This is a genomic window from Paenibacillus durus ATCC 35681, from assembly GCF_000993825.1.
In the GTDB taxonomy this organism is placed as follows: Bacteria; Bacillota; Bacilli; order Paenibacillales; family Paenibacillaceae; genus Paenibacillus_AQ; species Paenibacillus_AQ durus_B.
The window spans coordinates 1,201,630-1,227,952 of sequence record NZ_CP011114.1 but is presented as its reverse complement, the minus strand read 5'-3'; the positions used below and the strand labels follow the sequence as shown (position 1 = coordinate 1,227,952).

Genomic DNA, 26,323 nt, shown 5'->3' with positions numbered 1-26,323 from the left:
AAACATTTGCGCAAATCGCTCTGTCTAACCCTAAGTTTAACTTCTGGCTTCACAAAACACCGGAAATACTTAAATAAAAGTCAGATTTCATCCTCCTGCAGCAGCGGCAGCTCCAGAGTGAATGTGGTTCCGATACCGAGATCGCTTTCTACGGAAATAACGCCGCGGTGCAGGTCCATCAGATGCTTGACAATCGACAATCCGAGTCCGGTTCCGCCCGAGCTCCGCGATCTCGCTTTGTCCACCCGGTAAAATCGTTCAAAAATACGCGGCAGGTCCTTGCGGGGAATTCCTATCCCCGTGTCCGTAACGGTGAATACAACCGTTTCCGTTCCGTCTTTTTTCAGCCGGTTCATGGCCCTCACCTTGACGTTGCCGCCCTCATGTGTGTAATTGATCGCATTCGACAGCAGGTTGAGGAAAATCTGCCGTAGCTTGTCCTCATCGGCTTCAATGAATAGTTCTTCCGGCACCTCCGCACTTAGGCTGATGTTTTTTTTCTCCGCTACCTTACTCATCGTTTCAAGCAGCGAATCGAAGAAGGCAGCCAGATGGACCGGAGAGCATTCCAATTGGACTCGTTTGGACTCGATTTTGGACAATTCCAGAATATCGCCGATCAAGCGGTTCAGCCTTTCGTTCTCATCATAAATGATTTGCAAAAAAGATTTAGCCGTCTTCTCGTCCTTCACCCCACCCCCAAGCAGCGTCTCCGCGAATCCCTTGACTGCCGCAACCGGCGTCTTCAGCTCATGCGAGACATTGGCTACGAACTCGCTGCGCATTCTCTCCAGCCTCCGGATTTCCGTTACCTCTTGCAGCAGGAACAGCATGCCATGGTAGGAGTCATCCTGCGTCATCGGCACCCCGTCCAGGCGCATGATCCGCTCTCCCGAATTGTAGAAGCTCCGCTCCTCATGCACCGGCTCCCGGCGGAACAATCCATCTTCCAAAATCCGGGTCAGCTCGTAGTGACGCTTCAGTTCACGGAAGGAACGGCCGACCAAGTCTTCCGCGTTCACGTCCAGCATCTTCTCAGCCGCCTTGTTGAGCAGGGCGATTTCTCCCCGCTCATTCACCAGCAGGATGCCGCCGGTCATATTATCAAGCACGCTCTGCAGCAGGTTCTCATTGTCGCGTATCGTGCGAAGCTGGGTCTGCAGACTGTCCGCCATCGCATTGATCGCGGTCGCGAGTTGGCCGATCTCATCCCTTCGGTTCAGGGATACCCGAGCGTCGTAATCAAGATCGGTAATCCGGCGGGCCACACGGGTAATCTGCTCCAGTGGTGAAGTGAGGCTGAGCGAGACACGATAGCTGACAACAGCAGCCGCTATGAACAGCAGCACAAGTCCGCCCGCCATAATCGTCCAAGCCCTGTTCACTCCTTGTTCGACATTGTCAAGGGTCAGGGACAGGCGGATATATCCGTTAAAGTTTCCGTTCTGTGAGGATACCTTCTGGGCAACATAAAGCATATTTTTCTTCAACGTGTCACTGTAGCGGATTGCCCGGCCAATCCCGTCTTTTGCCGCAATAATCTCTTCTTGACGATTGGAGTGGTTGTCCATTAAAAGCGGATTTCTCTCCGAATCGCCAATTACTTTTCCCTCTTGTGTAATAAAGGTAACCCTTGAATTGGTGAGTTTACCAATACTTTTCGCCTGCCCGGTATAATAATTAATCGCATCCGGAGCGTTCATATCAGGGAATTCCATCGTACCCAACAGCAGATTTATTTCCCGGGACATATGATCTTCAAGCGCCGCAACATGGGAATTCTTGAACAGATGCGCCATCGTGAAGCCCGCTCCAATCATGGAAATTCCGATCAAGGTCATTAGTATTAACGAAAGACGGACTCGAAATGGTTTCATGCGGCACATGCCTCTTTCTATGCTTTACTATACTGCTTTACTCTATCGTAGCCCGATTTCAGTGAAATTGCCAGTGCAAAAGCATACCATGCAAAACCAAAAATCGGAGCTCCAGACGTATACATCTGTGCTCCGATCCGCTTCATATGATCACTATCATTGCTAAAAGCTGCCGTCCAGGCTACACACCAAAATAGCCAAGCTTTCGCGAAAAAGCACTTCTAGACACGGATCATCGTCCATATGACACTTTACTTAAACACCGCTTCACGGAATAACGCCAATTTACTGGCGGAGTCTTTCTCAACGTCGGCATGCAGGCTATTGCCGTGGGAATCCATGGTCACAATCGCCGCAAATCCGTCTATCGTCAGATGCCACATCGCCTCGGGAATACCGAATTCGAGAAAATCGACGCCGTTCACTTTCTTGATACATTCGGCGTAATACTGCGCCGCTCCGCCTATCGCATTCAGATAGACGCCGCCATGATCATGGAGCGCCTGAAGCGTCTTAGCCCCCATGCCGCCCTTGCCGATGACGGCCCGGATGCCGAATTTCCTGATGATGTCACCCTGGTACGGCTCCTCGCGGATGCTCGTCGTCGGACCGGCCGCCTTCACATGCCATCCCTCTTCGTCTTTAAGCATGACGGGACCGCAGTGGTAAATGACCGCTCCGCTTAGGTCAACCGGAGACTCATGGTCGATTAAGTACTTATGCAGAGCGTCGCGTCCCGTATGCATTTCGCCCGACAGGATGACCACATCGCCAACACGCAGGCGGCGTATATCTTCCACGCTAATCGGCGTCGTCAGCCGGATCTCCCTTGCACCGCCTGCCGTATCTGCGCTAATCGCAGCGGATCTTTCGGCAGCTGCGGGACGGACGGCTGAGTCACCGGAGCCTTCGGTTCCCGCAGCATTCACATCCGGCGGCGTTTCCGCTGTAACCGCTCCTACGGAAATGCCCGAGCCCCGCTCATACAGCCACTCCCGGATATCGCCGGTAGCCGTGTCGATCAGCACGCCTTGGCGGCGGAACGCCCAGCAGTTATAGGCGACAGAAACGAAGAAGCTCGCAGGAAGCCGATTCATCACTCCAACCTTGCAGCCGAGCAGGGTTACTTCTCCCCCGAAGCCCATGGTGCCGATGCCGAGCTTATTGGCATTCTCCATCATATAATTTTCCAGCTCACGCAGCTCCGGGATCGGATTCATATCATCCACTTTGCGAAACAGCTGCTTCTTCGCCAGTTCATAGCCTGAAGTCCGGTCGCCGCCGATGCCTACTCCGATAAATCCCGCGCTGCACCCCTGCCCCTGGGCCTGATAGATGGCATGAAGAATGCACTTGCGGATACCGTCAAGATCGCGTCCGGCCCTGCCCAGTCCTTCCAGATCGGCGGGAAGACTGTACTGAATATTCTTGTTCTCGCAGCCGCCTCCTTTGAGGATGAGCCGCACATCAATATACTCTTCTTCCCACTGCTCGAAATGAATGACCGGTGTGCCTTCGCCCAGATTATCGCCGCTATTCCCGCCTGTTAGCGAATCGACGGAGTTGGGCCGCAGCTTGCCGTCACGGGTCGCCCGCACAACGGCTTTGCGGATATCGCGCTTCATTTCGAGCTGATTCACGCCTACAGGCGTATGTATGACAAAAGTCGGCATGCCCGTATCCTGGCAAATGGGCGAGATCTGATGCTCGGCCATGCCGATATTTTGCGCAATTGTAGCCAGGGCCAGTCCCGAGCGTGTATCTTTGTCTTCGAGCGCCCGTCCCGCAGCTATCGCCCGACGCACGTCACCGGGCAAGTTGGTAGAGGTCTCAACGATCAGATCATACACACTGTCTTCGAACTTCCGCATCATCAATACACTCCTCTTAAGTCCAGGGTTTAGATGGCTTTCATTTTGTATCTATCATATCATACCGGTGCAATCCAATAAAAAAAACCAACCCTCCGCAAAGAGGAAGGCTGGCTTGAAATCTTAAACTCTTAAACTTTTGAACTCCTCCGTCAGCGCACGGAACCTTCGGCAAGAATATCCCAATCCTTAAATACCGGCTGAAGTCCGCTGCCGTAGAGCATATCCCTGATTTCCGGCACGCTTCGGCTGTCGGATATTTCAAACTGCGGCGTCCCCCCGTCACTGGTATGCCCGCCCACCTCGGTCGAGACGCCTGCCGACATTTTGGTTACCCCCAGATGCACAAGGCGGTCCCGCAATTCAGCGGGTTCTCTTGTGGACAACGTAATGCCGGAACGGGGCAGGAACAGCCGGTAGGCCAGTATAATCTGTACCAGCGCGCGGTCGGTTACGTCCGATTCAGGGTTGAAGCTGCCGAGATAGGGACGGAAACGCGGCGGAGACAGGCTGATCTCACAGCCGGGATAGCGGTCCTGAAGATAACGTGCGTGCATCGCCGTCATGAACGCTTCCTGCCGCCAATCGTACAAGCCGAGCAGCGCGCCGATGTTGACGGAGCGGAAACCCGCCTGACAGCCGCGCTCCGGAGCATCCAGCCGGGCCCGGAAATTCCGCTTCGGCCCTTTGACATGCAGCTTGCGGTACGTCTCCTGGTGGTACACCTCCTGGAATAGAGTCAATCCGTCCACGCCCGTATCGGCCAATTCCTGGTATTCCTCCGTGGACAGCGGATTAACCTCGATGCTGATGGAGGAGAAATATTTGCGGAGCACCTTCACGCAATCTTTAACATAACCGACCGGAGAGTCCTTGCGCGATTCCCCCGTAAGCAGCAGGATATGGCGAAGTCCGCTAGAGGCAATTGCCGCCGCTTCCGCTTCAACTTGTTCCAGCGACAGCTTCTTGCGCGGAAAATCATGAATGGCGCTAAAGCTGCAGTACGTACAGTGGTTGACGCAATAATCCGCCACATACATTGGCGTGAACAGCTGAACGGCATAGCCGAAATGCGAGCGGGTGATGCGCTGCGCTTTTTGCGCCATTTCTTCCAGATGCCAGCTGGCCGCAGGTGACAGCAGAGCAAGCAGATCTTCCTTGTCCAGCTTCTCCTTGGCCAGCGCCCGCATAACATCGTCCTTCGTATACTTCTGCCACAATTCCCTAAAGGGAATACGCTCCAGGATCGTCAGCGACTCATAAAAGCTCAACAGTCTCAGTCCCCCTTCCTATACGTTCAAGAAACCGGTCAAAGGCGAAGAAGCTTCCGCCTCCTGCTGAACCGGACCCAGCCCGGCCAGATACGCCTGCCTTCCGGCAGCTACCGCGCCGCGAAAAGCTTCCGCCATGCCAAGCGGATCGCGGGCTGTAGCAATCGCCGTGTTCAGCAGCACGGCGGCCGCGCCCATCTCCATCGCTTCCGCCGCCTCCGACGGACGGCCGATTCCCGCATCCACAATGACCGGCAGACCGGCCTCTTCAATCAGGATGCCGATCAGTTCCTTCGTCCGGAGGCCCCGGTTGCTTCCGATAGGCGCGCCCAGCGGCATCACCGCCGCCGCGCCCGCGTCTCTCAGCCGGAGCGCCGCAGACAGGTCCGGACTCATATAGGGAAGAACGACGAAGCCTTCGGCAGCCAGAATTTCCGTTGCACGGATCGTCTCCAGATTGTCCGGCAGTAAATATCTCTGGTCGTTAATGACTTCGATCTTCACCCAGTTCCCCATCCCTGCCGCTCTGGCCAAGCGGGCGATGCGCACGGCTTCTTCTGCGGTTCGCGCGCCGGAAGTATTGGGCAAAAGGGTCATCTGCGGCGGAATATGGCTCAAAATGTTCTCTTTCTGCGAAGAGGGATCGACTCTTCGCAGCGCCACCGTAATGACTTCGGAGCCCGAACGGGCGATTACCTCCGGAATCAGCGTGTTGCGGCTGTATTTGCCTGTCCCGATGAACAGGCGGCTGGACAGAGCCTTGCCCCCGATATGTAATGCATCCTGCATAATATTAATCCTCCCCTTTTCGGTTTATAGAATAGCTTGATAGGTCAGCCAAAATAACGGTGATACAGCGACCGGGCTTCGGCGGGATCGCCCGTTCCGTGAACGAGCACCCGGCCGTCAGGAAAGATCGCCATGCGGTGCCGGTCCAGTGTCAAAGACAGCATAAAGGGATTTCGCTCCGCCCGGCCATAGGCGGACAGCCGCCGCTCCCACTCCTCCAGATCAAGCCTCGTAGGGCTTGGCGGGCGAATCTGTACCGTATCCCGTCCGCAGAGCACGGCCGTTCTGGAATGGCTGCCCGGCGATAAATACGGATAAGTGCGTTTGGCGCCGCAGGACGGGCAATCGGCGCGCTTCAGCTTGGCCGTATCCACCGACGAGTGACGGTTCGTCCACAGATCGAAAGAGACCAGTGTCCCGCGCAGCGCGCTAACGTTCCCTGACAGCCACTTCAGCGCTTCGGCCGTCTGGTAGGCAGCCGTCATCTGGACGGCGGGGCCGATTATCCCCGCCGTGTCGCAGGTGTCCCCTCCGGCTGGGATACTGTCCAGCAGACAGTGAAGACAGGCGCTCTGCCCCGGAACAATCGTCATTGAAATACCGTAGCTGCCGGTGCAGGCGCCATAGATCCAGGGGATACCGTCCCGCGCGCTAATATCGTTCACGATCATCCGAACCTCGAAATTGTCCGCCGCATCAAGAATTAGGTCGATACCCTGGGTATAGAGGCCAATCTCCTCCGCTGTAATATCCGCAACGATACCTTCCACCTCCACAGAGGAGTTGACGCTGCGAAGCCTACGGGCGGCAGCCGCCGCTTTGGGAATCCGCTCAGCCGCATCCTGCTCGCTGAACAAATTTTGACGCTGCAGGTTGCTCCACTCTACATAATCCCGGTCGACGAGGGTCACCTTGCCCACACCCGAGCGCACCATCGTCTCCGCGCATGCGGAGCCAAGCGCCCCTGCGCCAATAATCAGAACCTTCGCCTGCGCCAGCTTCTTCTGGCCTTCGGCTCCGATTCCGTAAAACCGTTCCTGCCTGCTGTATCTGTCCTCTCCGGCGAATTTCACCGGCCTCAGCCTCCTCCCACAAAATGCACAAGCTCAATACGGTCCCCGTCGGCAAGGAGGACCATTCCGAAATCATCCCTGCCTACGATCATGCCGTTCAGTTCAACGATCATCCGCCGTTCCTTCCATTCGGGGCGGCTCAGCAGATCCGTAAGCGTAGCGCAAGCTTCGTCCAGCTCGGTCTCGTTCCCGTTGATATAGAGTTTCATTGCCCTCACCTCCTTTCATATCCAGCTTCTTGAGCGGCAGCCCGGACGGCAGCACGGTAAGACTTTGCGGAAGCGACAGGATCGGACGCGCCGCAGATGCCCGAGAGCACGGCAATGCCCGCCGCGCCGCGTGAAATCACCTGTCCTGCATTGCCCGGTTCAATGCCGCCAATCGCAATGACCGGAACCGGGCAGGCACGCACGGTTTCCGCCAGCCTATCCAGCCCCCGCCCTGGAAGACCCGGCTTGCTGGCCGAGGCGTATACATGCCCGAACAAGCAGTAATCCGCCCCCTCTCCTGCAGCGGCGGCTGCTTCATCCGGGGAATGGACGGAACGGCCGATGCGCAGGCTCTGTGACAGCTTGCGAGCTGCGGGGGTCGGGAGGCTGTGCCCTGCAAGCTGAACGCCTCCTGCGCCGGAGGCCAGCGCGACGTCCAGCCGGTCGTTCACAACGATTTGTTCCAGCGGAATCCCAAGGCTGCGCATCTTCTCTACCGCTTTATACAATTCTTCCGCTGTACGCGTTTTTTCCCGCAAATGAATGTAGTCTACAAAGGGTCTTACTGCCGCAGCGATAAGAATAAAGCTGTCCATTAACGTCCCGCCGCCGGATATCAGATGAATTTCGGGTTCCTTTGACTTTGGCGGACACATAGCCCTATTCGCCTCCTGTGTTCATTTCTCATAAGCAGCACAAAAAACCGCCATCCCGAAGGAAGGCGGCTGGAAACTGCAAATGGATCGAGCCTTGGCAGGCCCGGATGCAGATATTCACTCTCCACTTCCCTACGCTGGTATAAACCAGATCAGGTTCAAAGGGTCCGAACCTTGCGTTCGTCTCAGCCTTGCGGCACCCCTAGTGTTCACGCTATGCAGCTATTGATCTTTCACAGCGTATCATAAATTTCCTTTTCATACCACCTTTTCATGAAAAAGCCCCAATCCGCGTGATTTGGATCGGGGCTTGCGTATTCAGCGGAAAATCCGCTTATTACGTTAAGAGTTATCAGCCGTTAACGATTTCGCCGCCATTCACATGAATGACTTGGCCGGTTACATACGATGAATCGTCGGAAGCCAGGTAGATAAAAGCCGGAGCCAGTTCTTCAGGTTGTCCCGGGCGCTTCATTGGCTGTGTTCCGCCGAACTCGCTGACCTTCTTCTCATCAAAGGTGGAAGGAATGAGCGGCGTCCAGATTGGACCTGGCGCGACCGCGTTGACGCGGATGCCTTTATCCACCAAATTCATGGCCAGTGAGCGTGTAAAGCTGAGAATCGCGCCTTTGGTGGACGAGTAGTCCAGCAGTTGAGGGTTTCCTCTGTAAGCGGTAATCGACGTCGTATTGACGATGGTCGAGCCCTGTTTCAAGTGGGGCATGGCCGCTTTTGTCAAATAGAACATCGAGAAAATATTAGTGCGGAAGGTCCTCTCCAGCTGCTCGGAGCTGATATCTTCGATTCTTTCTTGCGGATGCTGCTCCGCCGCATTATTAATAAGAGTATCCAGCTTGCCCAGACCTGCCACTGTTTTGTTGATAAGATCCTGACAGAATACTTCGACGCCGATATCGCCGGATATGAGAACACATTTGCGTCCTTCCTCTTCAACCTGGCGCTTCGTTTCCTCTGCATCAGTGTGCTCATTGAGATATGAAATGACTACATCGGCCCCCTCCTTGGCAAAAGCCACGGCTACCGCGCGGCCGATGCCGCTGTCTCCACCTGTAATCAAGGCCGCTTTACCGAGAAGCTTGCCCGCCGCTTTGTATGCCGCCGGTTCGTATTTAGGCCGTGGTGTCATCTCCGATTCCAGACCGGGCATACGATCCTGATGCTGCGGCGGCAACGTCTTTTGGGTTTGCTGATTGCTCTCAGACATCTTTCATTCTCCTCTCGAAAAGTTGTAAAATACAGACTTTCCTTAGGATGTCTTAGGGATGTACAATTATTCATTCCTGCTCACAACGACAAAAAAACCGCCTCCAAATGGAGACGGGCGACCTGGGCCGGGCTATGCTTTTTGTTCAAATAATCTCATTAAAAACCATAAAGAAGACCATGACCAGCAAGCACACCGCCAGCAGCGCGCTCAACGTGCGGATTTTGCCCGTTTCACCCGAAACGTCTCTACTCTGCTTCATGCCTGCGGCCGCAAGCCGCAGCGGCTTGCTCATAATGCCGCCCAAAGCAAACATGGCGAGCAGCAGCAGTGTAACTATAATCATCCACGGGACCGAATACTCGCCTTTGGTCATCATGTAGCCGCCGGTAAGCAGTTGAATGACCAAGCCATATTGGGCAAAGCGATTAAACGCGCCGATTGCGCTCAGCGTACCCTCCTTGGCTGCAGAAGAAAGCTTCTCTGTCCGTCCTAGAATGAAAGGCAGCACCAGGTAAAAACCGAGCGTCAGCGTGCCAATCATATGTAAGAACATTAAAACGCTCCAGTCCATATCATATCCCTCCCGATAAATCTGTGACATAAGTTATATCAATAAATATTATAAACACTAATTGCTTAATCTCAAAAGAAAAATCCCCATTTTATCTTAAATAAAATGAGGATTCGTTCATACTTTTGTCAATTACCGGCTCCGCTTACCTCATTCATTCTGAGCGAGCATCAGAGCCGTGCGGGCGCCGGTAATCTTGTAACGATGGATGGCCAATATGTCAACCTTCTACATATGTTGGATCACTTGGTCAGCGAATTCGGAGCATTTCAGCTCTGTCGCTCCTTCCATCAGCCTTGCGAAATCATAAGTTACTGTTTTGTTGTTGATGGCAGTTCCCATGCCTTTGTAGATCAGATCGGCGGCTTCCTGCCAGCCCAAATGCTCCAGCATCATGACGCCGGACAGAATGACCGAACCGGGATTCACAACGTCCTTGTCCGCGTACTTCGGCGCCGTACCGTGGGTTGCTTCAAAAATGGCATGCCCGGTCACGTAGTTGATGTTCGCACCCGGAGCGATGCCGATGCCGCCGATTTGTGCCGCCAGCGCGTCAGACAGATAGTCGCCGTTAAGGTTCAGCGTGGCGATGACGTCGAAATCGGTCGGACGCGTCAGCACCTGCTGCAGCGCGATATCGGCGATAGCGTCCTTGATAATGATTTTGCCATCCTGCTCCGCCTGCTTCTGAGCGGCATTTGCCGCGTCAACGCCTTCGCGCTCCTTGATTACATCGTACTGATTCCAGGTGAACACCTTGTCGCCGAACTCCTGCTCAGCCACCTCGTAGCCCCAGTTCTTGAACGCGCCCTCGGTGAACTTCATGATATTGCCTTTGTGCACAAGCGTAACGCTCCCCCGTCCATGCTTAACCGCGTATTCCACAGCGGCGCGAACGAGACGCTTCGAGCCTTCGGACGATACCGGCTTGATGCCGATGCCCGACGTTTCCGGGAAACGGATCTTGCTCACGCCCATTTCTTTTTGTAGGAACTCGATCACTTTCTTAACCTGCTCTGTACCTTCTTGGTATTCAATGCCGGCATAGATATCTTCCGTGTTCTCCCGGAAAATGACCATATCGACCAGCTCCGGATGCTTCACCGGGGAAGGCACGCCGTCAAAATACCGCACCGGACGCAAACATACGTAAAGATCCAGCTCCTGGCGCAGCGCCACATTCAGGGAACGGATGCCTCCGCCGATCGGCGTCGTCAGCGGCCCTTTGATCGCAACGATATACTCGCGGATCGCTTCGAGCGTATCGTTCGGAAGCCATTCTCCGTATGTATTATACGCCTTTTCTCCGGCAAACACTTCATACCAGGCAATCTTCTTGGTTCCGCCGTAAGCCTTATCTACCGCCGCATCCAGCACCCGCTTGGAGGCTTTCCATATGTCGCGGCCCGTTCCGTCGCCTTCAATGAAAGGGATAATCGGATGATTGGGAACCTGCAGCTTGCCATTATCAATTGTGATTTGTTCGCCTTCTGTCGGCAGTTCATACTTTTCGAGTTTCAGCATTAGTGTATAATTCCTCCTTAAAAGTTGGTGTGCGGCATACGCTTCTCTTAGCTTTAAGGGTGGACCAAGGCTTTAAGAAGAGTATGCCATTTTAGCGGCTGATCATTTGCAGCCTGCATCCTTCCGCTCAGGACAGGCATGCAGGAAAAGGCTGCTTATCTTTCGTTGACCGGAACGTATTTCTGCTCCACAAGACCCGTGTATTCCGCACGCGGACGGATAATGCGGTTATCTTCGTACTGTTCGAGAATGTGAGCGGTCCATCCCGATACCCGGCTGATGGCGAAGATCGGCGTAAACAGCTCGCGGTCTATGCCTAATTGAGTATACACGGACGCGGAATAAAAATCGACATTGGGCTTGAGGCCTTTCTGCCCGGTTACCATCTCTTCGATCTTTACGGACATGTCGTACAGCCTCGTATCGCCCTTGATTACGCCCAATTCGCGCGACATTTTCATCAGGTGCTTCGCGCGCGGATCGCCGTTCTTGTAGACGCGATGCCCGAAGCCCATAATTTTCTCCCTGCGCTCCAGCTTGACGCGAATATAAGGCTCTACATTCTCAAAGCTGCCGATTTCCTCCAGCATTTTCATTACAGCTTCGTTCGCTCCGCCGTGCAGCGGACCTTTAAGCGCGCCGATTGCCGAGGTGACTCCGGAATAAATGTCAGACAGCGTCGCAACCGTTACCCTTGCGGTAAAGGTCGAGGCGTTCAGCTCATGGTCGGCATGCAGCACAAGCCCTGTGTCGAGAGCCTTGACCGATACCATATCGGGCTGCTCGCCCCGGAGCATATACAAAAAGTTCTCGGCAATGGAAGCGCCAGGCTTGGGAGCGATAGGCTCCAGCCCTTTGCGGATGCGCGCCAGCGCCGCCACAATCGTCGGAATCTGCGCCTGCAGCTTCACTGCCTTGATTTCATTGGCGCTGCGGCTCATATCATCGGCAGCCTCATCGTACAGCGCCAGACTCGATATGGCGGAGCGCAAAGCGGCCATCGTATTGGCATCCTTCGGATACAGCTTCATCTGCGCGATAACCTGCTCCGGAATCGCCGCAAAATCGCTTAGGTCGCGCTTCAGCTTCTCCAGCTCAGCGGTGGTCGGCAAGCTGCCGAACCAAAGCAAGAAGGCCGTCTCTTCGAAGCTGGCATTTTCGGCAAGATCATCGATATTATATCCACGGTAAGTGAGCACGCCGTCAACAATTGAACTAATGGAGGAAGCAGCCGCAATAATGCCTTCCAGTCCCTTTATCACTGTCATGTTATATCTCTCCTTTTGCCAACTGGGGTAATTAGAGGTGTAAATCCGTGAAAACATTTACAATTCAAAGTAGTTAAAAAATGATTGCGTATAAATTAAGTCTGCTGCCCAGAAGGTTGATGAATAAATGATTCAATCTAAAAAATAGAGCCTTTAATTATCATACCGGAAATTGTAGATTACGTGAACTATGTGGAAGCTTTACGGCGCATCAAATGATTTTATCGGAGAGATAGAAAATTGCTTCCTTGCGAATGTTTCATGTAAGCGCCTTCAGTTTACACGGGCTGAAAAAAGGGATGATTTCCCTCTAACCGGAATATACATTAGGACGAGGACGAGCATTAAATGAGCCGTTCATTACCGCATATGGAAAGGAGAATCCGCATGGACAGCCTGACGCTGAAAAGACTGCTAAGGGGCCTATGGGTCGTGTTAGCCGCCTTTCTTGCTCTCTTCTGCCTTTATGTTCTGCTTCCGCTGCTTTATCCGCTGTGCCTCGCCTGGCTGCTCGCTTACAGCATACGCCCAGTGGTAGAAAGCCTAAAGCGGCTGCGACTGCCGTCATGGCTTGCGGTGATCCTCTCGCTTGCGCTTTATATCGGCTCCGCCGGGCTTGTGCTTACCGCGCTTGTTACCCGGCTGGTCAAAGAACTGGCCGTTCTTGCCCAAACCTTCAATCTGCACGCGCCGCAGTGGCATGAACTGCTTCAATCCTGGAGCCGCAGCGACCGCCTTCAAAATATCATTAACCAAATTAATCAGTTCTACAACAGCAATCCGGATTATCACGCCACTATCGACAGCCATATCAGCAAAACGACGGAATCGATCGGGGTTGCGGCGACCAATCTCGTTACCGGCATCTTCAATCTGATTCTGAAAATAATCGCTTCCCTCCCATCGCTCGGAACGGTGCTCATTGTCGTCGTTCTTGCCGCCTTCTTTCTCGCCACAGGATGGGAGCGGCGGAGCCGAATGCTGTCAGATTGGCTGCCGGACGGATTTCGCAGCGCAGCGGCGAAAATCTTCAGCGATCTGCGGAGAGCGTTCTTCGGTTATCTGCTTGCGCAGCTTGTCTTAATCTCGATTACTGGCGCCATTGTTATTACCGGGCTGATTCTTCTGGGCGTCAAATCGGCCTTCGTTCTTGGACTGATCATCGGCCTTGTCGATCTGATGCCCTATCTTGGCGTCGGAATCGTAATGATTCCGTGGGCTCTCTATTCCTATATGACAGGTGATATGCCGCTTGGCATCGGTCTTTCCGTGTTGTATGGCATCACTTTGATTACCCGCCAGGTGCTGGAGCCGAAGCTCGTGGCCAGCAGCACAGGTCTCGACCCGCTTGCTATGCTGATCGGCATGTTCGCCGGCCTGAAGCTGCTCGGCGCAGCCGGCCTGATTCTCGGACCGGTTGCGCTCGTAATCCTTGGCGCCTTCTGGCGGGCGGGCGTCTTCCGCAGTCTCCATTCCTATATCCTTAACGGCAGACTGCACTAAGGTGACGGCTTCGCAAAAGCTGCCGCCACAGCCGGCATAACGCCTCCGGATCTGCAGATGCCGCCTACTCGCCGCATGAAACGATAAAAAGAGCGAAGGCCGCATCATTATCAGGCGGTCTTCGCTCTTTTGGCAACAGGTTTAAGCCCGGGTTATCTCTTATAATAGGTAAACGTGCCATTCTTCATTTTTTTCTCAATCCACTTCAGCAGAAATCCGCGGTACAGGGGCCGGGTCAGGGGAAAAACCAAGGTAAAGCCGATAATGTCCGTGATAAATCCCGGTATAATCAGCAGCAATCCCCCGAAAAAGATGCATAACCCGTCCAGCATCGTCCGGCCCGGAATCCTGCCCTCCTGCATTTGCTGCCTGCTGTCCTGCAGCACCTTGCTGCCCTCAAAACGCATCATCAGAAGACCGATAAGAGAAGTCGAGATCAGCAGCAGCAGCGTCTTGGACGCTCCAAACCAGGACGATACCAGGATAAAGCCGAAGAGTTCTGTGGCGGGAATAATGAATAACGCCGCCCACAGCCAATTTCTTTTAATCATATCGTCCTCTTTTCTGTACGCAGCGCCGTCACGATTGCGCCATAAACTTCAGGCAATGCTCTGTCCAGCCGTACGGGCCTCAGCTCCCGGTTTACCCAGGCATGGCCGGTGGAGCCGGTAACGAGCAGTTCTCCGGCTGCCGAGGCTTGGAAGCCAGAAGCAAATGAAAGCCCATTATTGTTATGCGGAACAGCGGCATCCGATCCATACAAGCCTGCGCCGGTCAGTTCCGGGCCGGATGCCCGCCGTACCTCATATTCGAAAGTTAGCCGAAGAGGCGTAAACGACGACATGCGGGCATAGACGGCGATTGTATCGTCATATTTTGCGGACCGCTTGAATTGCAGTTCTGCCGAGGTGACCGGAAGCAGCAACCCCCGGTTCTCCAGTTCAAGATAAGAAAAGCCGAGTCCGCGCAGCATTTCGGTCCGTCCGATTTCAAACCAGTTCAAATAATTGGAATGGTATACTACGCCCATCTGATCGCTCTCTTGGTAACGAACCCTCAAGAAGGCGGCATGCCAGAGGCCCGGCAAAAAATCTTGGGTTTCCACGCATGATCTCCTCCTTTCCCTTGATCTAAAATAGCTTATTCAGTCTTATATTTCAAGTTGCGCGCTAAGTCCTTCAGCCGCCGCTGGCTGCTTTCTGCGGGAGCACCGAAGCCAAGCATCATCCGGATACTCCCATAGATGGAAATGGTATTGAATCATTACCAAGCAAAAAGCAATGGCAAAAGATGCCATTGCTTTTATTTCGAATCTTATAGCTTGCAATATTGCTAAATTTCAATATGCGTTATCGGCAAATTAGTCGGCAATTTGCTCAACTTTTACCAGGTTCGTGGAACCGGAATGTCCGAGCGGAATACCTGCCGTAATCACGACAAGGTCGCCGGCTTGGACAAGACCGGAATCTTTGCCGCCTTGAACAGCCGTTTCCAGAAGCTCATCGGTGGACGATGCCGGCGATCCTTTAACCGGAGTTACGCCCCATACGAGAGCAAGCTGACGCATTGTTCTATCTTGAGTCGTTACCGCGATGATCGGAGATACCGGACGGTACTTCGAAACCACGCGGGCGGTATGTCCGCTGACCGTGGAGGAAATGATCGCTTTGGCATTCAGATCCAGCGCCGAGATGGCTACGGATTGGCTGATCGCTTCCGTTACTGTCGTCTTCTGGGCAATTTGCTGCTTCAGGAAGATATCACGGTGGTTCAGTGCGGATTCCGCTTTTTCGGCGATACGGGACATTGTCAGTACCGATTCTACCGGATATTTACCTGCAGCCGTTTCACCGGACAGCATGATAGCGTCGGTTCCGTCGAAGATAGCGTTAGCCACGTCACTCGCTTCTGCGCGGGTTGGACGCGGGTTGCGCTGCATGGAATCGAGCATTTGCGTAGCGGTGATTACCGGTTTGCCTGCAATGTTACATTTTTGAATCATCAGTTTCTGTGCTAGCGGTACTTCTTCCGCCGGAATTTCCACGCCAAGGTCGCCGCGGGCAACCATCAGGCCGTCGGAAGCCGCCAGAATTTCATCAAGGTTATCGACACCTTGCTGATTTTCAATTTTGGAGATGATTTGAATGTGGCTCGCGTTATGCTTCTCGAGAAGATCGCGAATTTCCTTAACATCGCTAGCTTTGCGAACGAAGGAAGCGGCGATAAAATCGATGTCCTGTTCGATCCCGAAAATGATATCGTTGGTGTCTTTTTCCGTAATACCAGGCAGGGAAATAGCAACTCCAGGCACGTTAACGCCCTTCTTGCTCTTGATTGTGCCGCCATTGACAATACGGGTCTTGATTTCTGTACCTTGAACGTCGACAACAGTGAGCCCGATGAGGCCGTCGTCAATAAGAATTGTGGAGCCTACTTGAACATCTTTAGGAAGATCGGAATAAGTTATGGAAATACGATTTTTATCGCCAAGAATCTCTTCCGTAGTCAGGGTCAGATACTCGTCCTGCACCAGTTCAATTGGTTCCACTTCGAGCTTGCCTGTACGAATCTCAGGTCCTTTCGTATCGAGCAGGATGGCAACCGTCTTGTTCAGTTCCTTACATGCTTGACGGATGTTCGTAATCCGTGCTCCATGCTCTTCAAAATCACCGTGGGAGAAGTTCAGACGTGCCACATTCATTCCGGCCAGGATCAATTTCTTGATGTTCTCCAACGATTCACTTGCAGGACCAATCGTACATACAATTTTACTTTTCCGCATTAGTTTTCCTCCGTTTTTTCGTTTCTCTGTCTACACTTTTTCCAACTACAAAATCTACTACAAAGTTGTCCAAATGAATAGGAACTATGTCATAATGCAGTATTGACTGCGCCCTTATGAATATTACTTCAACCGGACATTAAAATCAATGTTTCTGCGGCTTTTTCGTACAAATTAGCGGCGGTGCAGCCAAACAAGAAGAAAACGGCTGCGCCGTCCTCGCAGGAGGAGGGCACCCGTTTCTCGTAGAAATATAAGGCCATCTATAAGCGTAAAAAACTTATAGATGGCCTTGGGCAAAGAAAATGCGGTTACTCCGGACTGAGCGCCGGTTCCTCGGTAAAGACCTCTTCCGCCGCCTGCGATTCCGCGAACTCCCCGATCTTACGGAATTTCCGGTAACGGTCTTCCCTAAGCTCGTCCGCATCCAGACTGGCTAAATCATGCAAATGCCGGACGAGGGCATCCTTGATGGACGCCGCAGTAGTCCCGTAATCGCGGTGTGCGCCGCCCTTGGGCTCGGGGATCATCTCCTCGATGACTTCCATCGCTAGCAAATCGTCGGCGGTAATCTTCATCGCCTCCGCCGCCTGATCGGCCTTCGCGGCGTCCTTCCACAATATCGACGCGGCGCCATTCGGTGAAATGACGGAGTAAATGGCATGCTCCAGCATCAGCACGCGGTTGCCCACGGCCATCGCCAGCGCACCGCCGCTGCCGCCTTCACCGATAACGACGCAGACGACAGGCACGCCGAGCCCGGACATTTCGCGCAGATTGCGGGCAATCGCCTCCGATTGGCCCCGCTCCTCCGCAGTGTTGCCGGGATAAGCGCCCTTCGTATCGATGAACGTAATGATCGGCCGCCGGAACTTGTCCGCCTGCTGCATCAGCCGAAGCGCCTTTCGGAAGCCTTCGGGATGCGCACTGCCGAAAAATCTGGCGATATTGTCCTTCGTATCCTTGCCGCGCTGCTGTCCAATCACGGTAACCGGTATTCCCTCCAGCTTCGCGATGCCGCCGACAACCGCAAGGTCGTCGCCGAACAGCCGGTCCCCGTGCAGTTCGATAAAATCGGTAAAGATAAGCCCGATCAAATCCAGCGAGGTCGGACGGCCGTGGTGCCGGGCCAGGTGCATTTTCTGCGAGGGGGAGATATTCGAATAGATCTCCTCTTCCAGCAGCTTGTAGCGTTCTTCCAGCCGGGCGATTTCGTCGGTGAAATCAATCCCTTTTTCTTCCCCAAACTGTTTTAACTCCGTAATTTTCTTGCGCATATCAACGAGAGGTTTTTCAAAAGGCAAGTCCCCCGCCATTCTAGAATCCCCCCTTCACGTCATGAAGCTCCAGAATTTTGCCGAGCTTAGAACGCATTTCCTTCCGGTGCACCACCAGATCGAGCTGGCCGTGCTGTAAATTGAACTCCGCCGTCTGGAAATCATCCGGCAGCTTCTGGCGGATCGTCTGTTCGATGACGATTCGTCCGGCAAACCCGAATACGGCTCCCGGCTCCGCGATGTTAATATCCCCCAGCGTCGCAAAGCTTGCGGACACGCCGCCCGTCGTCGGGTCCGTAATTACGGATATGTATAATCCTCCGGACTCGCCGAAACGCGCCAGCGCCGCGCTGGTCTTCGCCATTTGCATCAGGCTTAGGATGCTCTCCTGCATCCGGGCTCCGCCGGAAGTCGAGAATATAACCATGGGCAGCTTTCTTTCAGTCGCTTCCTCGATGGCACGGGTAATTTTCTCCCCGACCACCGAGCCCATGCTGCCTGTAAAAAATTCAAAATTCATAACCGCCACAATAACCATATGCCCTTCAATGCTTCCCTGTCCCGTAATGACGGCGTCAAGTTGGCCCGATTTCAGCTTCTGCTGCTCGAGCTTCGTGCTGTATCCCGGGAATTGAAGCGGGTCCACAGATACCATCCCTGCGTCGAACTCGATAAAACTCCCCGGATCAAGCGTTATGGCAATTCTTTCGGGAGCGTTCAGCCGCATATGATGGCCGCAGGCCGTACATACCTTGAGATTCTTCTCCAGCTCTTTGCTGTACTGGATCGATCCGCATTTGGGACACTTGCTCATCAGCCCTTCGGGAATTTCCCGCTTAGGGCGTTCCCCTTCCGCCGGTATGTTCGCTTGCTCCAGACGCTGCGAAGGAACCGTCGCATATTTCCGTTTTTTCTGAAACAAATCTTTGAACAAGAGTCGCACCTCTTCAGCCGTTTATTTGCGTAAGGCAGCATCTACATTGTAATCACTGCTCTCATGATGTCAATCTAGGGATGCAGAATCAGGTTAAGCACTTCCTGCACTTCATCAAGCTCACCGGAAGGAACCAGAATCTCAAACTGCTGCTTGGACATATTGACAGGACGGCATTTTACCAGAAATCCTTCATCTGTCAACTTGCTCTTAATCATATCCGCCACTTTGGCGGTAGGCGCAATATAAATTACCGTCCACATGTCCTGACGAGGCCTCCCCATCTCGATTCCAAAGCCGTATCCCGTATATTGGAATCATGATAACACAGTTTTCTTTTTTCCTGCAACAGAAGAGGGAAGAGAGGAACGCGGGAAAGACCGCGTCCGATTTATGCTTTACGGCTCAATTTCCTCCGGATTTACGCGGGCGGGATACACCCTGGCCCCTTCGTGGCGATGCGCGATTCTTGCGGAAGCAGCGGCGGCTATGCCGGCGACCAGATCGTCGAGAAAGACATGAATTCCGTCCTTCCGGCCGTTCAGGGCCCCGATGACGCCCAGCTTGATCTTGTCCAAATAACCGAAACCGGTCAGACCGATCATGCCGTATACGCCGGTGATGCCCAGGGCCAATGTCTCATCCGCCCCGTAAAGCGACTCATCGGCTTCCATGATCGCCTGAAACGGCTGCGGCAGCTGCTTCTTCTCCGCCAGCTCATCCAGCGTAATGCCCGTCATCAGCGTGTACTGCACCTCTCTTTTGCCCAGGACGGCCTTGACGCTCGCTACGCACTCCTCCCCGCTTAAACCCGGATAATAGGACGATTGCAGCGTGTATACGATCTCGGCAATCGAATCAATGGAAACGCCTCTGCGCTCCAACAAATCCACCGCCAGCTCATAGGACATCATCATTCCCCTTTCCGCAAGTGAAGCCTGTGGTTCCCTAATGTATGCGAAAAAAGGCCGAAATGTTCTTATTTTATTCTTATTGTGCCTGGTCCTAAGACCAGTTCGACAAGAGCAAACAGCTCCGGCGACGGTTTGATCCGGAAGCTGTCGCTAAGCGCGATCAGCTTCTGCTCCCGCTCGTAGAACAGGAGCGTGGGAACCGCTCCGGGATGACGCTGCAGCAGCTCTTTCAGCTGCGGCAGCAGGCCGCCGTCCTCCGAGGCGGCCGTGATTTTGATGTAGGCGCGCTGGCCGGCGGGTCTGTCCGCCGGCTGCGCCGCCGCCGGGCGCGCAGCCCGCGCGGGAGCCTGCGGGCCGCCCTGCGGCCCGGCGGGGCGGCTGCGGCCTGCGGCCGGGCCATTGGCCGCGGCAGGCGCAGCAGCCGCCGCGCCCGGCGCGCCGGGGCCACCCGGCGCGGCCCGGCCGTGCCCTTGCGGCCGCGCAGCCATGGCCGCGCGCCGCTGCAGCAGGCCGCGCAGCGTCTCCGGCGACAGCTGCGCTACCTCGTCGGCCAGCAGCTTGAAGCCTTCGTCCTGCTGCTGCACCTTGGCGCGCAGAGCAAGCAGCGCGCCCTTGGCGACAAGCGCTCGGCTGCGCTTCCACACCTCGGGGAAGAGCACGACCTCACAGCGCTCGATCTGGTCTTCCCATTCGACAAAGGCCATCGCCTTGCCGGCCTTTGTCATAATTTCCTTGACAGATACGACCATTCCCGCCGTAACCGTCACGCTCTCATCGGGAGCTTCGCCGAGATCCATCAACCGCGAAATCCCCGGTTCCTCCAGCAGCTCCGCGAAGTCGTCGAGCGGGTGGCCCGATAGATACAGGCCGAGCAGTTCGCGCTCCAGCTCAAGCTGCTGTCCCGCCGTAAACTGCGGAATATCGGGATACCGGATATCCCAGTTCGGCATTTCGACGAGGTCGTCGAACAGCTGGATTTGCAGCTCCTCGCGCTCCTTGCGCCATTTGGCGGCAGCATCCACCGTCTCGTCCAGCATCGCCAGCAGCTGCGCCCGGTGCCCGGGCAGGCTGTCAAAAGCCCCCGCCTGGATCAGCGATTCCACGACGCGCTTGTTGCAGACCCTCAGATCAACGCGGCGGCAGAAATCGAGCAGGCTGTCAAAGGGCCGCTCCTTCCGGGCTTCCAGTATGCTCTCCACGGCCAGCGTACCGACATTCTTAATCGCTGCCAGCCCGAAGCGGATATGTCCGCCCGAGCCGCTGCCGCCGTCCACCGGCGTGAACAGCACGCCGCTCAAGTTCACATCCGGCGGCAGTACGCCAATCCCCATGCGCCAGCATTCCAGCACATACTCCGCCACCTTGCGGTGAACGCCCGTCACCGCCGTCAGCATCGAGGCCATGAACTGCACCGGATAATGGGCCTTGAGGTACGCCGTCTGGAAGGCCAGCACGCCGTAAGCTGCGGCATGGGCGCGGGGGAAGCCGTAATCGGCAAAGCGCACGATCATGTCGTAGACCGCGTTCGCGTCGGCCTCCCCGTAGCCATGCTTCAGGCTTCCCTTCACAAAATGGCCGCGCTCGCGGTCCAGCGTCTCGCGCTTCTTCTTGGATACGGCTCTGCGCAGCAAATCCGCTTCGCCAAGCGAAAATCCGGCCATCGCCGATGCGATCTGCATGATCTGCTCCTGATAGACGATAATGCCGTAAGTATCGGACAGGATCGGGATTAGATCGGGGTGGGGATATTCCACTTCGGCAAGCCCGTGCTTGCCCTGAATATATTTCGGAATAAATTCCATCGGACCCGGCCGGTACAGCGCCAGCACCGAAATGATATCTTCGAACACGGTCGGCTTCAGATCCTTGAGTACCCGGCGAATGCCCGCCGACTCCAGTTGGAACACGCCCGTCGTCTCACCGTGGCCCAGCATCGCATACGTCGCTTCGTCGTCATCGGGGATCTCCCGGAAATCCGGCGTGCTGCCGGTCATCTGTCCGATCCAGTTCATGCACCGCTCGATAATCGATAGCGTTCTGAGGCCCAGAAAATCCATCTTCAGCAGCCCTATGCTCTCCAAGTGCTCCATCGAATATTGGGTCAAGGCCGTTCCCTCATTGCCCTCCTGCAGCGGGACGGCATCGGTAAGCGGCCCCCGGGAAATGACGACCCCGGCGGCATGCGTCGAGGCATGTCTTGGCATGCCCTCCACCTTCATCGCCATGTCCAGCAGATCCCGGGTCTTCGGATTGCCTTGGTACAGCGCCTTGAGATCCGGACTGCTCTCAAGCGCCCGCGCGATGCTGATGCCGAGTGTCCCAGGGATCAGCTTCGCCGCTTTGTCCACCTCTCCGTAGGGCAGGTTCAGCGCCCGTCCCACATCGCGCACCGCAGCCCGCGCCGCCAAGGTTCCGAACGTAATAATCTGGGCGACATGCTCTTCGCCGTATTTCTCCGCTACATAGGATATGACCTCGTCGCGCCGCTCGTCGCTGAAATCAATGTCGATATCGGGCATCGTGATCCGCTCGGGATTCAGAAAGCGCTCGAACAGCAGGTTGTACTTCAGTGGATCAACATCGGTAATGCGCAGGCAGTAAGCAGTGAGGCTGCCTGCGGACGAGCCCCTTCCGGGTCCTGTCGCAATGCCCTGCTTGTGGCAGAAGGCGATAAAATCCCAGACGATCAGAAAATAATCGGAGAAACCCATCGTCTCAATAACGCCAAGCTCATAGGCCAGCCGCTCCTCCGCGCGTCCGCGCTCCTGATCCGAGCTCCACCGGGGAGTGTCCCCGTAGCGCTCCTGAAGGCCCGCTTCGCACAGCCGGCGCAAATAGGCGGCGGCGTCCAGTCCTCCTGGCAGCGGAGAATAGGCTGGAAGAATATGCCTGCCAAATTCCAGCTCCAGATTGCATTTGTCAGCGATGACAGCGGTATTGGCTATCGCCTCCGGCACATGCGGAAACAGCGCGGCCATTTCCTCGCCGCTTTTTAAATAGAGCTGGTCCGTTCCGATTTGCAGCCGTTCCTCATCGTCCACCGTCTTGCCCGTACCGATGCAGATCAGCACATCCTGCACCTCGGAATCCTCCCGGGACAGGTAATGCACGTCATTGGTGGCGACCAGGGGGATGCCCGTCTCTTCGGCCAGAGCGATCAGCTTAGGATTCACTCTTTTTTGTTCGGGCATTCCGTGATCCTGAAGCTCCAGATAGAAATATTCGCCGAAGATCTCCTTGTACCGCAGCGCCGCCTTCTTCGCCTCGCCGTCCCGTCCGTGAAGCAGATGCTGGGGCACCTCTCCGCCAAGGCAGGAGCTTAGACAAATAAGGCCCTCCGCGTGCGCGGCAAGGGCTTCCATGTCAATTCTTGGCTTGTAGTGATAGCCTTCCAGTTGGCCGATGGAGACGAGTCTCATCAGATTGCGGTATCCTTCTTCGTTCCTCGCGAGCAGGATAAGATGGTAAATCGGCGGATCCTTGCGGCTGCCGCGCTCGCGGCGCGAGCCCGCCGTCAGGTAGGCCTCGCAGCCGATGATCGGCTTGATGCCGTTCTCCTTGCACGCTTTATAAAAAGGGATCGCCCCGTACATCACTCCGTGATCGGTCAGCGCCAGCGACTTCATGCCGTGTTCGCCGGCCCGGCGCACCAGATCGGCAATGCGCGCCGCCCCGTCCAATAAACTGTATTCGCTGTGCACATGCAGATGCACGAAAGGACTCATGATCCCACTTCCTTTCCCGCTTCCGGACAAATTGTCCGGTAATACAACTATTTTATCATATTGAAGGGAGAAAGGCCCATAGAATGAAGGGAGAGCACAGGGACAGGCGAACAGCGCATGATATGGGCCGCGTCCCGGCAAAGGAGGACTAATATGAACGTATTTTTAAGCAAGGCCGTCCTCGATTTCTTTATCGCCTTCGGCATCGTGCTGGGCGGCGCCATGCTGGGGGGCATCGGGGCGGTCGTATCGCTCCAGCCGCCGACGATGACCATGCTGGATGTGGCCGACCGGATCAAAATCTGGGCGCTGGCCGCCGCCGTGGGCGGCACCATCGATCCGATGCGGGTCATCGAGAGCAATATGCTGGGCGGCAATCTGTCTCCGGCCATTAAGCAGATTTTATATCTGGTCTTTGCTTTCCTCGGAGCGCATATGGGCAGCGAGCTTGTCAAATGGGTATGCGGCGAGGGGTAATGCTATGAGAGTTCCGCCCTTTCAGCAGTTTCGCCGGTTCTCCAAGGTGTCGGCCATTTTTGTGCTGGGGATGATCGTCGGCAGCGTGGTGTACAATACGATTTTTCATATGGGATTCAACGCGCTCTGGCTGGATAATCAGGATCTGCGCGTACAGCTGGAGCAGTATAAGAATGATATTCTGACCCTGAAAAAATACAAAAACAGCTCGACGGTCATCAAGGAAATCAAAATCCGGTCCGAAAGCGGCGGATCAAGGGAAACCGCAAACGGGCTGGAACCGGCAACCGTAAAGGAGATAATCCTCAAAATGAGCGGCGACCTCGCGCCGATGAGGGGCCGCAGCGTCTTCGAGATCGACGAGGACAGCAAAATGGCCCGTCTTCTGCTCAGCGGCAAGGTGTACCTCGTACGCGACAAGGAGTATGCGGTCCGCATCAGGACGATGCTTGTCATGGAAGGCGTCCTGCAGATTTGGATCGAGATCGTGCCGGGCAAGCAGCTCTGATCTTCGAAAACCGAATGGGCAGGCCCCTAAAACCGTGCTACAATAAACTTAAGAAACCGCTTCACCGCCGTCTTTCAGGCAGCTGCATACCGGCGGCAGACGAAGAGTGCAAGGAGGCGTCCATGATTCTGTTTATCAAATATCTGCTGTTTCTCCTGCTGACCCTCTCCGTTCTTGGCGCCGCTTATTTCAGCGCCGCTTCCCGCCGCGCCGCAAGCTCCGAAGAACGGGGACTGAAGCGGGCGGTCATGAATATTTTGCTTGGTTCGATGCTCGTACTGCTTGCGCTCATGTCGATGTTTCTGTTTCGGGGTTCCACCGTCAGCGTCATTGTCGAAGCGGTGTTTCTTGTGCTCGGCGCCTTCAACGTCTTTTCCGGACTGCGCAGCTACGGCTATTACAGCGGTCTGGGCAAGTCCCGGCCGCAGCGGTGAGGCGGTCATGCTGAAGCGGCGTACCCGGCTTTGAAGACGCTCAAACAGCCTTCCTCCCTTTCGGGACGGGAAGGCTGTTTATTTCCCCCTACTCCTCCGTTACCGGCGAATCAGCTTTCGGATAAAGGGAACCTGCAGAATCTGCTTTTTAATCAGCCGCACGCGGAACTCCTGCTTTATTTTGCCGTAGATATCCGGGCAGTTGCTGCGTATCCATTGGTACATGTACATAAAGTCATCTTTCGTTTTAGCCGAGTTCCATAGGTAATACACGATCGTATCGTAAGCGGTATTGTTGAACCAGCGGTTCATCTCGTTCTTCTGATAGCTGTACCGCTCGATCGCCAGGTTGCGGATGCTGCGCTTCTCTTCCAGATTCCGCACCAGAAAATCCCGGGATAGATTGAACGTAATGTTATTGCCGTGAATCCGGTACACGCCCACTACCGCATCAATGAATCCCGCGTCGCCGACCAGCAGGGAGCGAAGATAGATGGACGCGTCGTTCACCATATTCATTTGCAGAATATCCATATTAATCAGAGCTTCGCGTCTAAAGAGGGTGGTGAGCGTAGAAGCCGGCTTCCCATAGCCCGGACGTTCGAAATTCAGAAAATAAGTTCGCCGGTCGGTCACCTCGGACAGCCCGATTTCCTGAAGCTTCAGCCGCTGCGAGGCGGAATATTCCAGAAAGACGTTGGCGGCGACGAAGGAAAGACCGGGACGGCTTTCGTGAAAGGCCGCAGCCCTGCTGAAATATCCGCTGTCGATCAAGTAATCGTCGTCGTCCAGGAAGAGAACGTATTCTCCGTCCCCGTGCGCGGTGAATGCCGCAAGCCGGTTCGCTCCCGGGCCCCGGTTAGTCTCATTCCGCATGTAAATAACACGCGGCTCGTCTCCGAAGTGCTCCTTCATCAGAACCTCAGTGCCGTCCGTCGAGGCGTCGTCAATCACGACGATCTCTTTGTTCGGATAATCCTGGGCCAGTATGCTTTCCACCGCCTGGCGCAGAAAATCCTTGCGGTTATACGTTGTAATGATGACGCTGATTTTGGGAACCACGCCGGACTGGGCTTCGCTCTTCGAGCGGTCCCTTAATGCCGCGAGCTTGGTCTCCAGCAGGACGGCTTCTTTCGAATCGCCGAGTCCGAACTGGCTGTCCAGGTAGAATCGCAGAACCTCCAAGGCATCCTTACCCGCAGCCTGGCGGGCGATAACCTGCGACAGCGACGTCAAGGCTTCCCTCGCTTCCGGCTGCTCCTGCTGAATATAGGCCGCGCATTTCTCAAGCAAGTCCTCTTCCGCAACCGGACCTCCCTCAAGCTTCAGACTCACCCGGTCCATTAACCTGCGGCTGGCCTGCCTCATGTATTCTTCTTGTTCCATTTCCATCCCTCCAGTCGCACTTGAAATGCCGCTATATTCTCTTTTC

Annotated in this window: 24 protein-coding genes and 1 riboswitch; of the genes, 4 read left to right on the top strand and 20 right to left on the bottom strand. The window is 54.9% G+C overall.

Going from position 1 to position 26,323, the window contains the following annotated elements; translation table 11 throughout:
- Positions 1-80 precede the first annotated feature (80 nt).
- The 11 genes from pnpS to citZ all read right to left on the bottom strand — a co-directional run bounded on the left by pnpS (position 81) and on the right by citZ (position 12,337).
- Positions 81-1,877 carry a two-component system histidine kinase PnpS gene (pnpS, locus tag VK70_RS05465; protein WP_025698551.1) on the bottom strand — a complete coding sequence of 599 codons (1,797 nt, stop codon included), beginning with the start codon at positions 1,875-1,877 and terminating at the stop codon, positions 81-83.
- A 251-nt stretch (positions 1,878-2,128) separates the two neighbouring features.
- A complete protein-coding gene (locus VK70_RS05460; protein ID WP_025698552.1) occupies positions 2,129-3,748 on the bottom strand; it encodes a fumarate hydratase in 1,620 nt (539 codons plus the stop codon).
- 152 nt (positions 3,749-3,900) lie between these two features.
- Positions 3,901-5,019 carry a 2-iminoacetate synthase ThiH gene (gene thiH / locus VK70_RS05455; protein ID WP_025698554.1) on the bottom strand — a complete coding sequence of 373 codons (1,119 nt, stop codon included), beginning with the start codon at positions 5,017-5,019 and terminating at the stop codon, positions 3,901-3,903.
- A gap of 18 nt (positions 5,020-5,037) precedes the next feature.
- A complete protein-coding gene (locus VK70_RS05450) occupies positions 5,038-5,808 on the bottom strand; it encodes a thiazole synthase (RefSeq protein WP_025698556.1) in 771 nt (256 codons plus the stop codon).
- A 44-nt stretch (positions 5,809-5,852) separates the two neighbouring features.
- Positions 5,853-6,881, bottom strand: a complete 1,029-nt coding sequence (locus VK70_RS05445; protein ID WP_046722945.1) for a ThiF family adenylyltransferase — start codon at positions 6,879-6,881, stop codon at positions 5,853-5,855.
- A gap of 5 nt (positions 6,882-6,886) precedes the next feature.
- Positions 6,887-7,090, bottom strand: a complete 204-nt coding sequence (thiS, locus tag VK70_RS05440) for a sulfur carrier protein ThiS (protein ID WP_025699376.1) — start codon at positions 7,088-7,090, stop codon at positions 6,887-6,889.
- 5 nt (positions 7,091-7,095) lie between these two features.
- Positions 7,096-7,746: a thiamine phosphate synthase gene (locus VK70_RS05435; RefSeq protein WP_025699378.1), complete on the bottom strand. Its 651-nt coding sequence runs from the start codon at positions 7,744-7,746 to the stop codon at positions 7,096-7,098.
- A gap of 112 nt (positions 7,747-7,858) precedes the next feature.
- Positions 7,859-7,960: riboswitch (TPP riboswitch) on the bottom strand.
- 138 nt (positions 7,961-8,098) lie between these two features.
- The gene (locus tag VK70_RS05430; RefSeq protein WP_046722944.1) at positions 8,099-8,971 is read right to left on the bottom strand and encodes an SDR family oxidoreductase; all 873 of its coding nucleotides are present in this window, start codon (positions 8,969-8,971) and stop codon (positions 8,099-8,101) included.
- 145 nt (positions 8,972-9,116) lie between these two features.
- A complete protein-coding gene (locus VK70_RS05425; RefSeq protein ID WP_046722943.1) occupies positions 9,117-9,545 on the bottom strand; it encodes a hypothetical protein in 429 nt (142 codons plus the stop codon).
- A 228-nt stretch (positions 9,546-9,773) separates the two neighbouring features.
- Positions 9,774-11,069 (bottom strand): NADP-dependent isocitrate dehydrogenase, encoded by a 1,296-nt coding sequence (icd, locus tag VK70_RS05420; RefSeq protein WP_025695100.1) that lies wholly within the window; start codon positions 11,067-11,069, stop codon positions 9,774-9,776.
- 155 nt (positions 11,070-11,224) lie between these two features.
- The gene (gene citZ / locus VK70_RS05415) at positions 11,225-12,337 is read right to left on the bottom strand and encodes a citrate synthase (RefSeq protein ID WP_025695101.1); all 1,113 of its coding nucleotides are present in this window, start codon (positions 12,335-12,337) and stop codon (positions 11,225-11,227) included.
- A gap of 387 nt (positions 12,338-12,724) precedes the next feature.
- Here citZ and ytvI point away from each other — a divergent pair, with 387 nt between their 5' ends.
- On the top strand, positions 12,725-13,840 hold the full coding sequence (ytvI, locus tag VK70_RS05410; protein WP_025695102.1) for a sporulation integral membrane protein YtvI: 1,116 nt from the start codon (positions 12,725-12,727) through the stop codon (positions 13,838-13,840).
- A gap of 152 nt (positions 13,841-13,992) precedes the next feature.
- On the opposite strand, the gene VK70_RS05405 is transcribed toward ytvI, so the two are convergent.
- From VK70_RS05405 to VK70_RS05370, 8 genes are all read right to left on the bottom strand, one after another.
- Positions 13,993-14,391 (bottom strand): FxsA family protein, encoded by a 399-nt coding sequence (locus VK70_RS05405; RefSeq protein WP_025693338.1) that lies wholly within the window; start codon positions 14,389-14,391, stop codon positions 13,993-13,995.
- Positions 14,388-14,945 carry an acyl-CoA thioesterase gene (locus VK70_RS05400; RefSeq protein WP_025695103.1) on the bottom strand — a complete coding sequence of 186 codons (558 nt, stop codon included), beginning with the start codon at positions 14,943-14,945 and terminating at the stop codon, positions 14,388-14,390. The genes VK70_RS05405 and VK70_RS05400 overlap by 4 nt, the downstream gene beginning before the upstream one ends.
- A gap of 255 nt (positions 14,946-15,200) precedes the next feature.
- Positions 15,201-16,622, bottom strand: a complete 1,422-nt coding sequence (gene pyk / locus VK70_RS05395; protein ID WP_025695104.1) for a pyruvate kinase — start codon at positions 16,620-16,622, stop codon at positions 15,201-15,203.
- A 311-nt stretch (positions 16,623-16,933) separates the two neighbouring features.
- Complete coding sequence (locus VK70_RS05390; protein WP_025695105.1) at positions 16,934-17,938, bottom strand: acetyl-CoA carboxylase carboxyltransferase subunit alpha; 1,005 nt, start codon at positions 17,936-17,938, stop codon at positions 16,934-16,936.
- 1 nt (position 17,939) lies between these two features.
- Positions 17,940-18,833, bottom strand: a complete 894-nt coding sequence (gene accD, locus VK70_RS05385; RefSeq protein WP_025695106.1) for an acetyl-CoA carboxylase, carboxyltransferase subunit beta — start codon at positions 18,831-18,833, stop codon at positions 17,940-17,942.
- Positions 18,834-18,907: 74 nt separating this feature from the next.
- A complete protein-coding gene (locus tag VK70_RS05380) occupies positions 18,908-19,096 on the bottom strand; it encodes a hypothetical protein (protein WP_025695107.1) in 189 nt (62 codons plus the stop codon).
- Positions 19,097-19,231: 135 nt separating this feature from the next.
- Positions 19,232-19,744, bottom strand: coding sequence for a phosphatidylglycerophosphatase A family protein (locus VK70_RS05375; protein ID WP_025695108.1), 513 nt, complete (start codon positions 19,742-19,744; stop codon positions 19,232-19,234).
- A 68-nt stretch (positions 19,745-19,812) separates the two neighbouring features.
- A complete protein-coding gene (locus VK70_RS05370) occupies positions 19,813-23,472 on the bottom strand; it encodes a DNA polymerase III subunit alpha (RefSeq protein ID WP_046722942.1) in 3,660 nt (1,219 codons plus the stop codon).
- A gap of 153 nt (positions 23,473-23,625) precedes the next feature.
- On the opposite strand from VK70_RS05370, the gene VK70_RS05365 reads away from it, so the two are divergent.
- From VK70_RS05365 to VK70_RS05355, 3 genes are all read left to right on the top strand, one after another.
- Positions 23,626-23,949: a YtrH family sporulation protein gene (locus tag VK70_RS05365; RefSeq protein ID WP_025693798.1), complete on the top strand. Its 324-nt coding sequence runs from the start codon at positions 23,626-23,628 to the stop codon at positions 23,947-23,949.
- Between the two features lie 4 nt (positions 23,950-23,953).
- Positions 23,954-24,457: a sporulation membrane protein YtrI gene (locus VK70_RS05360; RefSeq protein ID WP_025693797.1), complete on the top strand. Its 504-nt coding sequence runs from the start codon at positions 23,954-23,956 to the stop codon at positions 24,455-24,457.
- Positions 24,458-24,579: 122 nt separating this feature from the next.
- Complete coding sequence (locus VK70_RS05355; protein ID WP_025693796.1) at positions 24,580-24,891, top strand: YtpI family protein; 312 nt, start codon at positions 24,580-24,582, stop codon at positions 24,889-24,891.
- Between the two features lie 99 nt (positions 24,892-24,990).
- Here the strand turns inward: VK70_RS05355 and VK70_RS26310 are convergent, their stop codons facing one another.
- A complete protein-coding gene (locus VK70_RS26310) occupies positions 24,991-26,277 on the bottom strand; it encodes a glycosyltransferase family 2 protein (RefSeq protein ID WP_025693795.1) in 1,287 nt (428 codons plus the stop codon).
- Between the last annotated feature and the right edge of the window lie 46 nt (positions 26,278-26,323).

Coding starts and splice junctions, on each gene's coding strand:
- thiS (WP_025699376.1), bottom strand. CDS start 7,090: ATGAAACTCTATATCAACGGGAACGAGACCGAGCTGGACGAAGCTTGC.
- VK70_RS05375 (WP_025695108.1), bottom strand. CDS start 19,744: ATGTCCTATGAGCTGGCGGTGGATTTGTTGGAGCGCAGAGGCGTTTCC.
- VK70_RS26310 (WP_025693795.1), bottom strand. CDS start 26,277: ATGGAACAAGAAGAATACATGAGGCAGGCCAGCCGCAGGTTAATGGAC.
- VK70_RS05365 (WP_025693798.1), top strand. CDS start 23,626: ATGAACGTATTTTTAAGCAAGGCCGTCCTCGATTTCTTTATCGCCTTC.
- VK70_RS05425 (WP_046722943.1), bottom strand. CDS start 9,545: ATGGACTGGAGCGTTTTAATGTTCTTACATATGATTGGCACGCTGACG.
- VK70_RS05390 (WP_025695105.1), bottom strand. CDS start 17,938: ATGGCGGGGGACTTGCCTTTTGAAAAACCTCTCGTTGATATGCGCAAG.
- icd (WP_025695100.1), bottom strand. CDS start 11,069: ATGCTGAAACTCGAAAAGTATGAACTGCCGACAGAAGGCGAACAAATC.
- pnpS (WP_025698551.1), bottom strand. CDS start 1,877: ATGAAACCATTTCGAGTCCGTCTTTCGTTAATACTAATGACCTTGATC.
- VK70_RS05435 (WP_025699378.1), bottom strand. CDS start 7,746: ATGTGTCCGCCAAAGTCAAAGGAACCCGAAATTCATCTGATATCCGGC.
- VK70_RS05430 (WP_046722944.1), bottom strand. CDS start 8,971: ATGTCTGAGAGCAATCAGCAAACCCAAAAGACGTTGCCGCCGCAGCAT.
- VK70_RS05370 (WP_046722942.1), bottom strand. CDS start 23,472: ATGAGTCCTTTCGTGCATCTGCATGTGCACAGCGAATACAGTTTATTG.
- pyk (WP_025695104.1), bottom strand. CDS start 16,622: ATGCGGAAAAGTAAAATTGTATGTACGATTGGTCCTGCAAGTGAATCG.
- VK70_RS05380 (WP_025695107.1), bottom strand. CDS start 19,096: ATGTGGACGGTAATTTATATTGCGCCTACCGCCAAAGTGGCGGATATG.
- VK70_RS05460 (WP_025698552.1), bottom strand. CDS start 3,748: ATGCGGAAGTTCGAAGACAGTGTGTATGATCTGATCGTTGAGACCTCT.
- citZ (WP_025695101.1), bottom strand. CDS start 12,337: ATGACAGTGATAAAGGGACTGGAAGGCATTATTGCGGCTGCTTCCTCC.
- VK70_RS05450 (WP_025698556.1), bottom strand. CDS start 5,808: ATGCAGGATGCATTACATATCGGGGGCAAGGCTCTGTCCAGCCGCCTG.
- ytvI (WP_025695102.1), top strand. CDS start 12,725: ATGGACAGCCTGACGCTGAAAAGACTGCTAAGGGGCCTATGGGTCGTG.
- VK70_RS05355 (WP_025693796.1), top strand. CDS start 24,580: ATGATTCTGTTTATCAAATATCTGCTGTTTCTCCTGCTGACCCTCTCC.
- VK70_RS05405 (WP_025693338.1), bottom strand. CDS start 14,391: ATGATTAAAAGAAATTGGCTGTGGGCGGCGTTATTCATTATTCCCGCC.
- VK70_RS05360 (WP_025693797.1), top strand. CDS start 23,954: ATGAGAGTTCCGCCCTTTCAGCAGTTTCGCCGGTTCTCCAAGGTGTCG.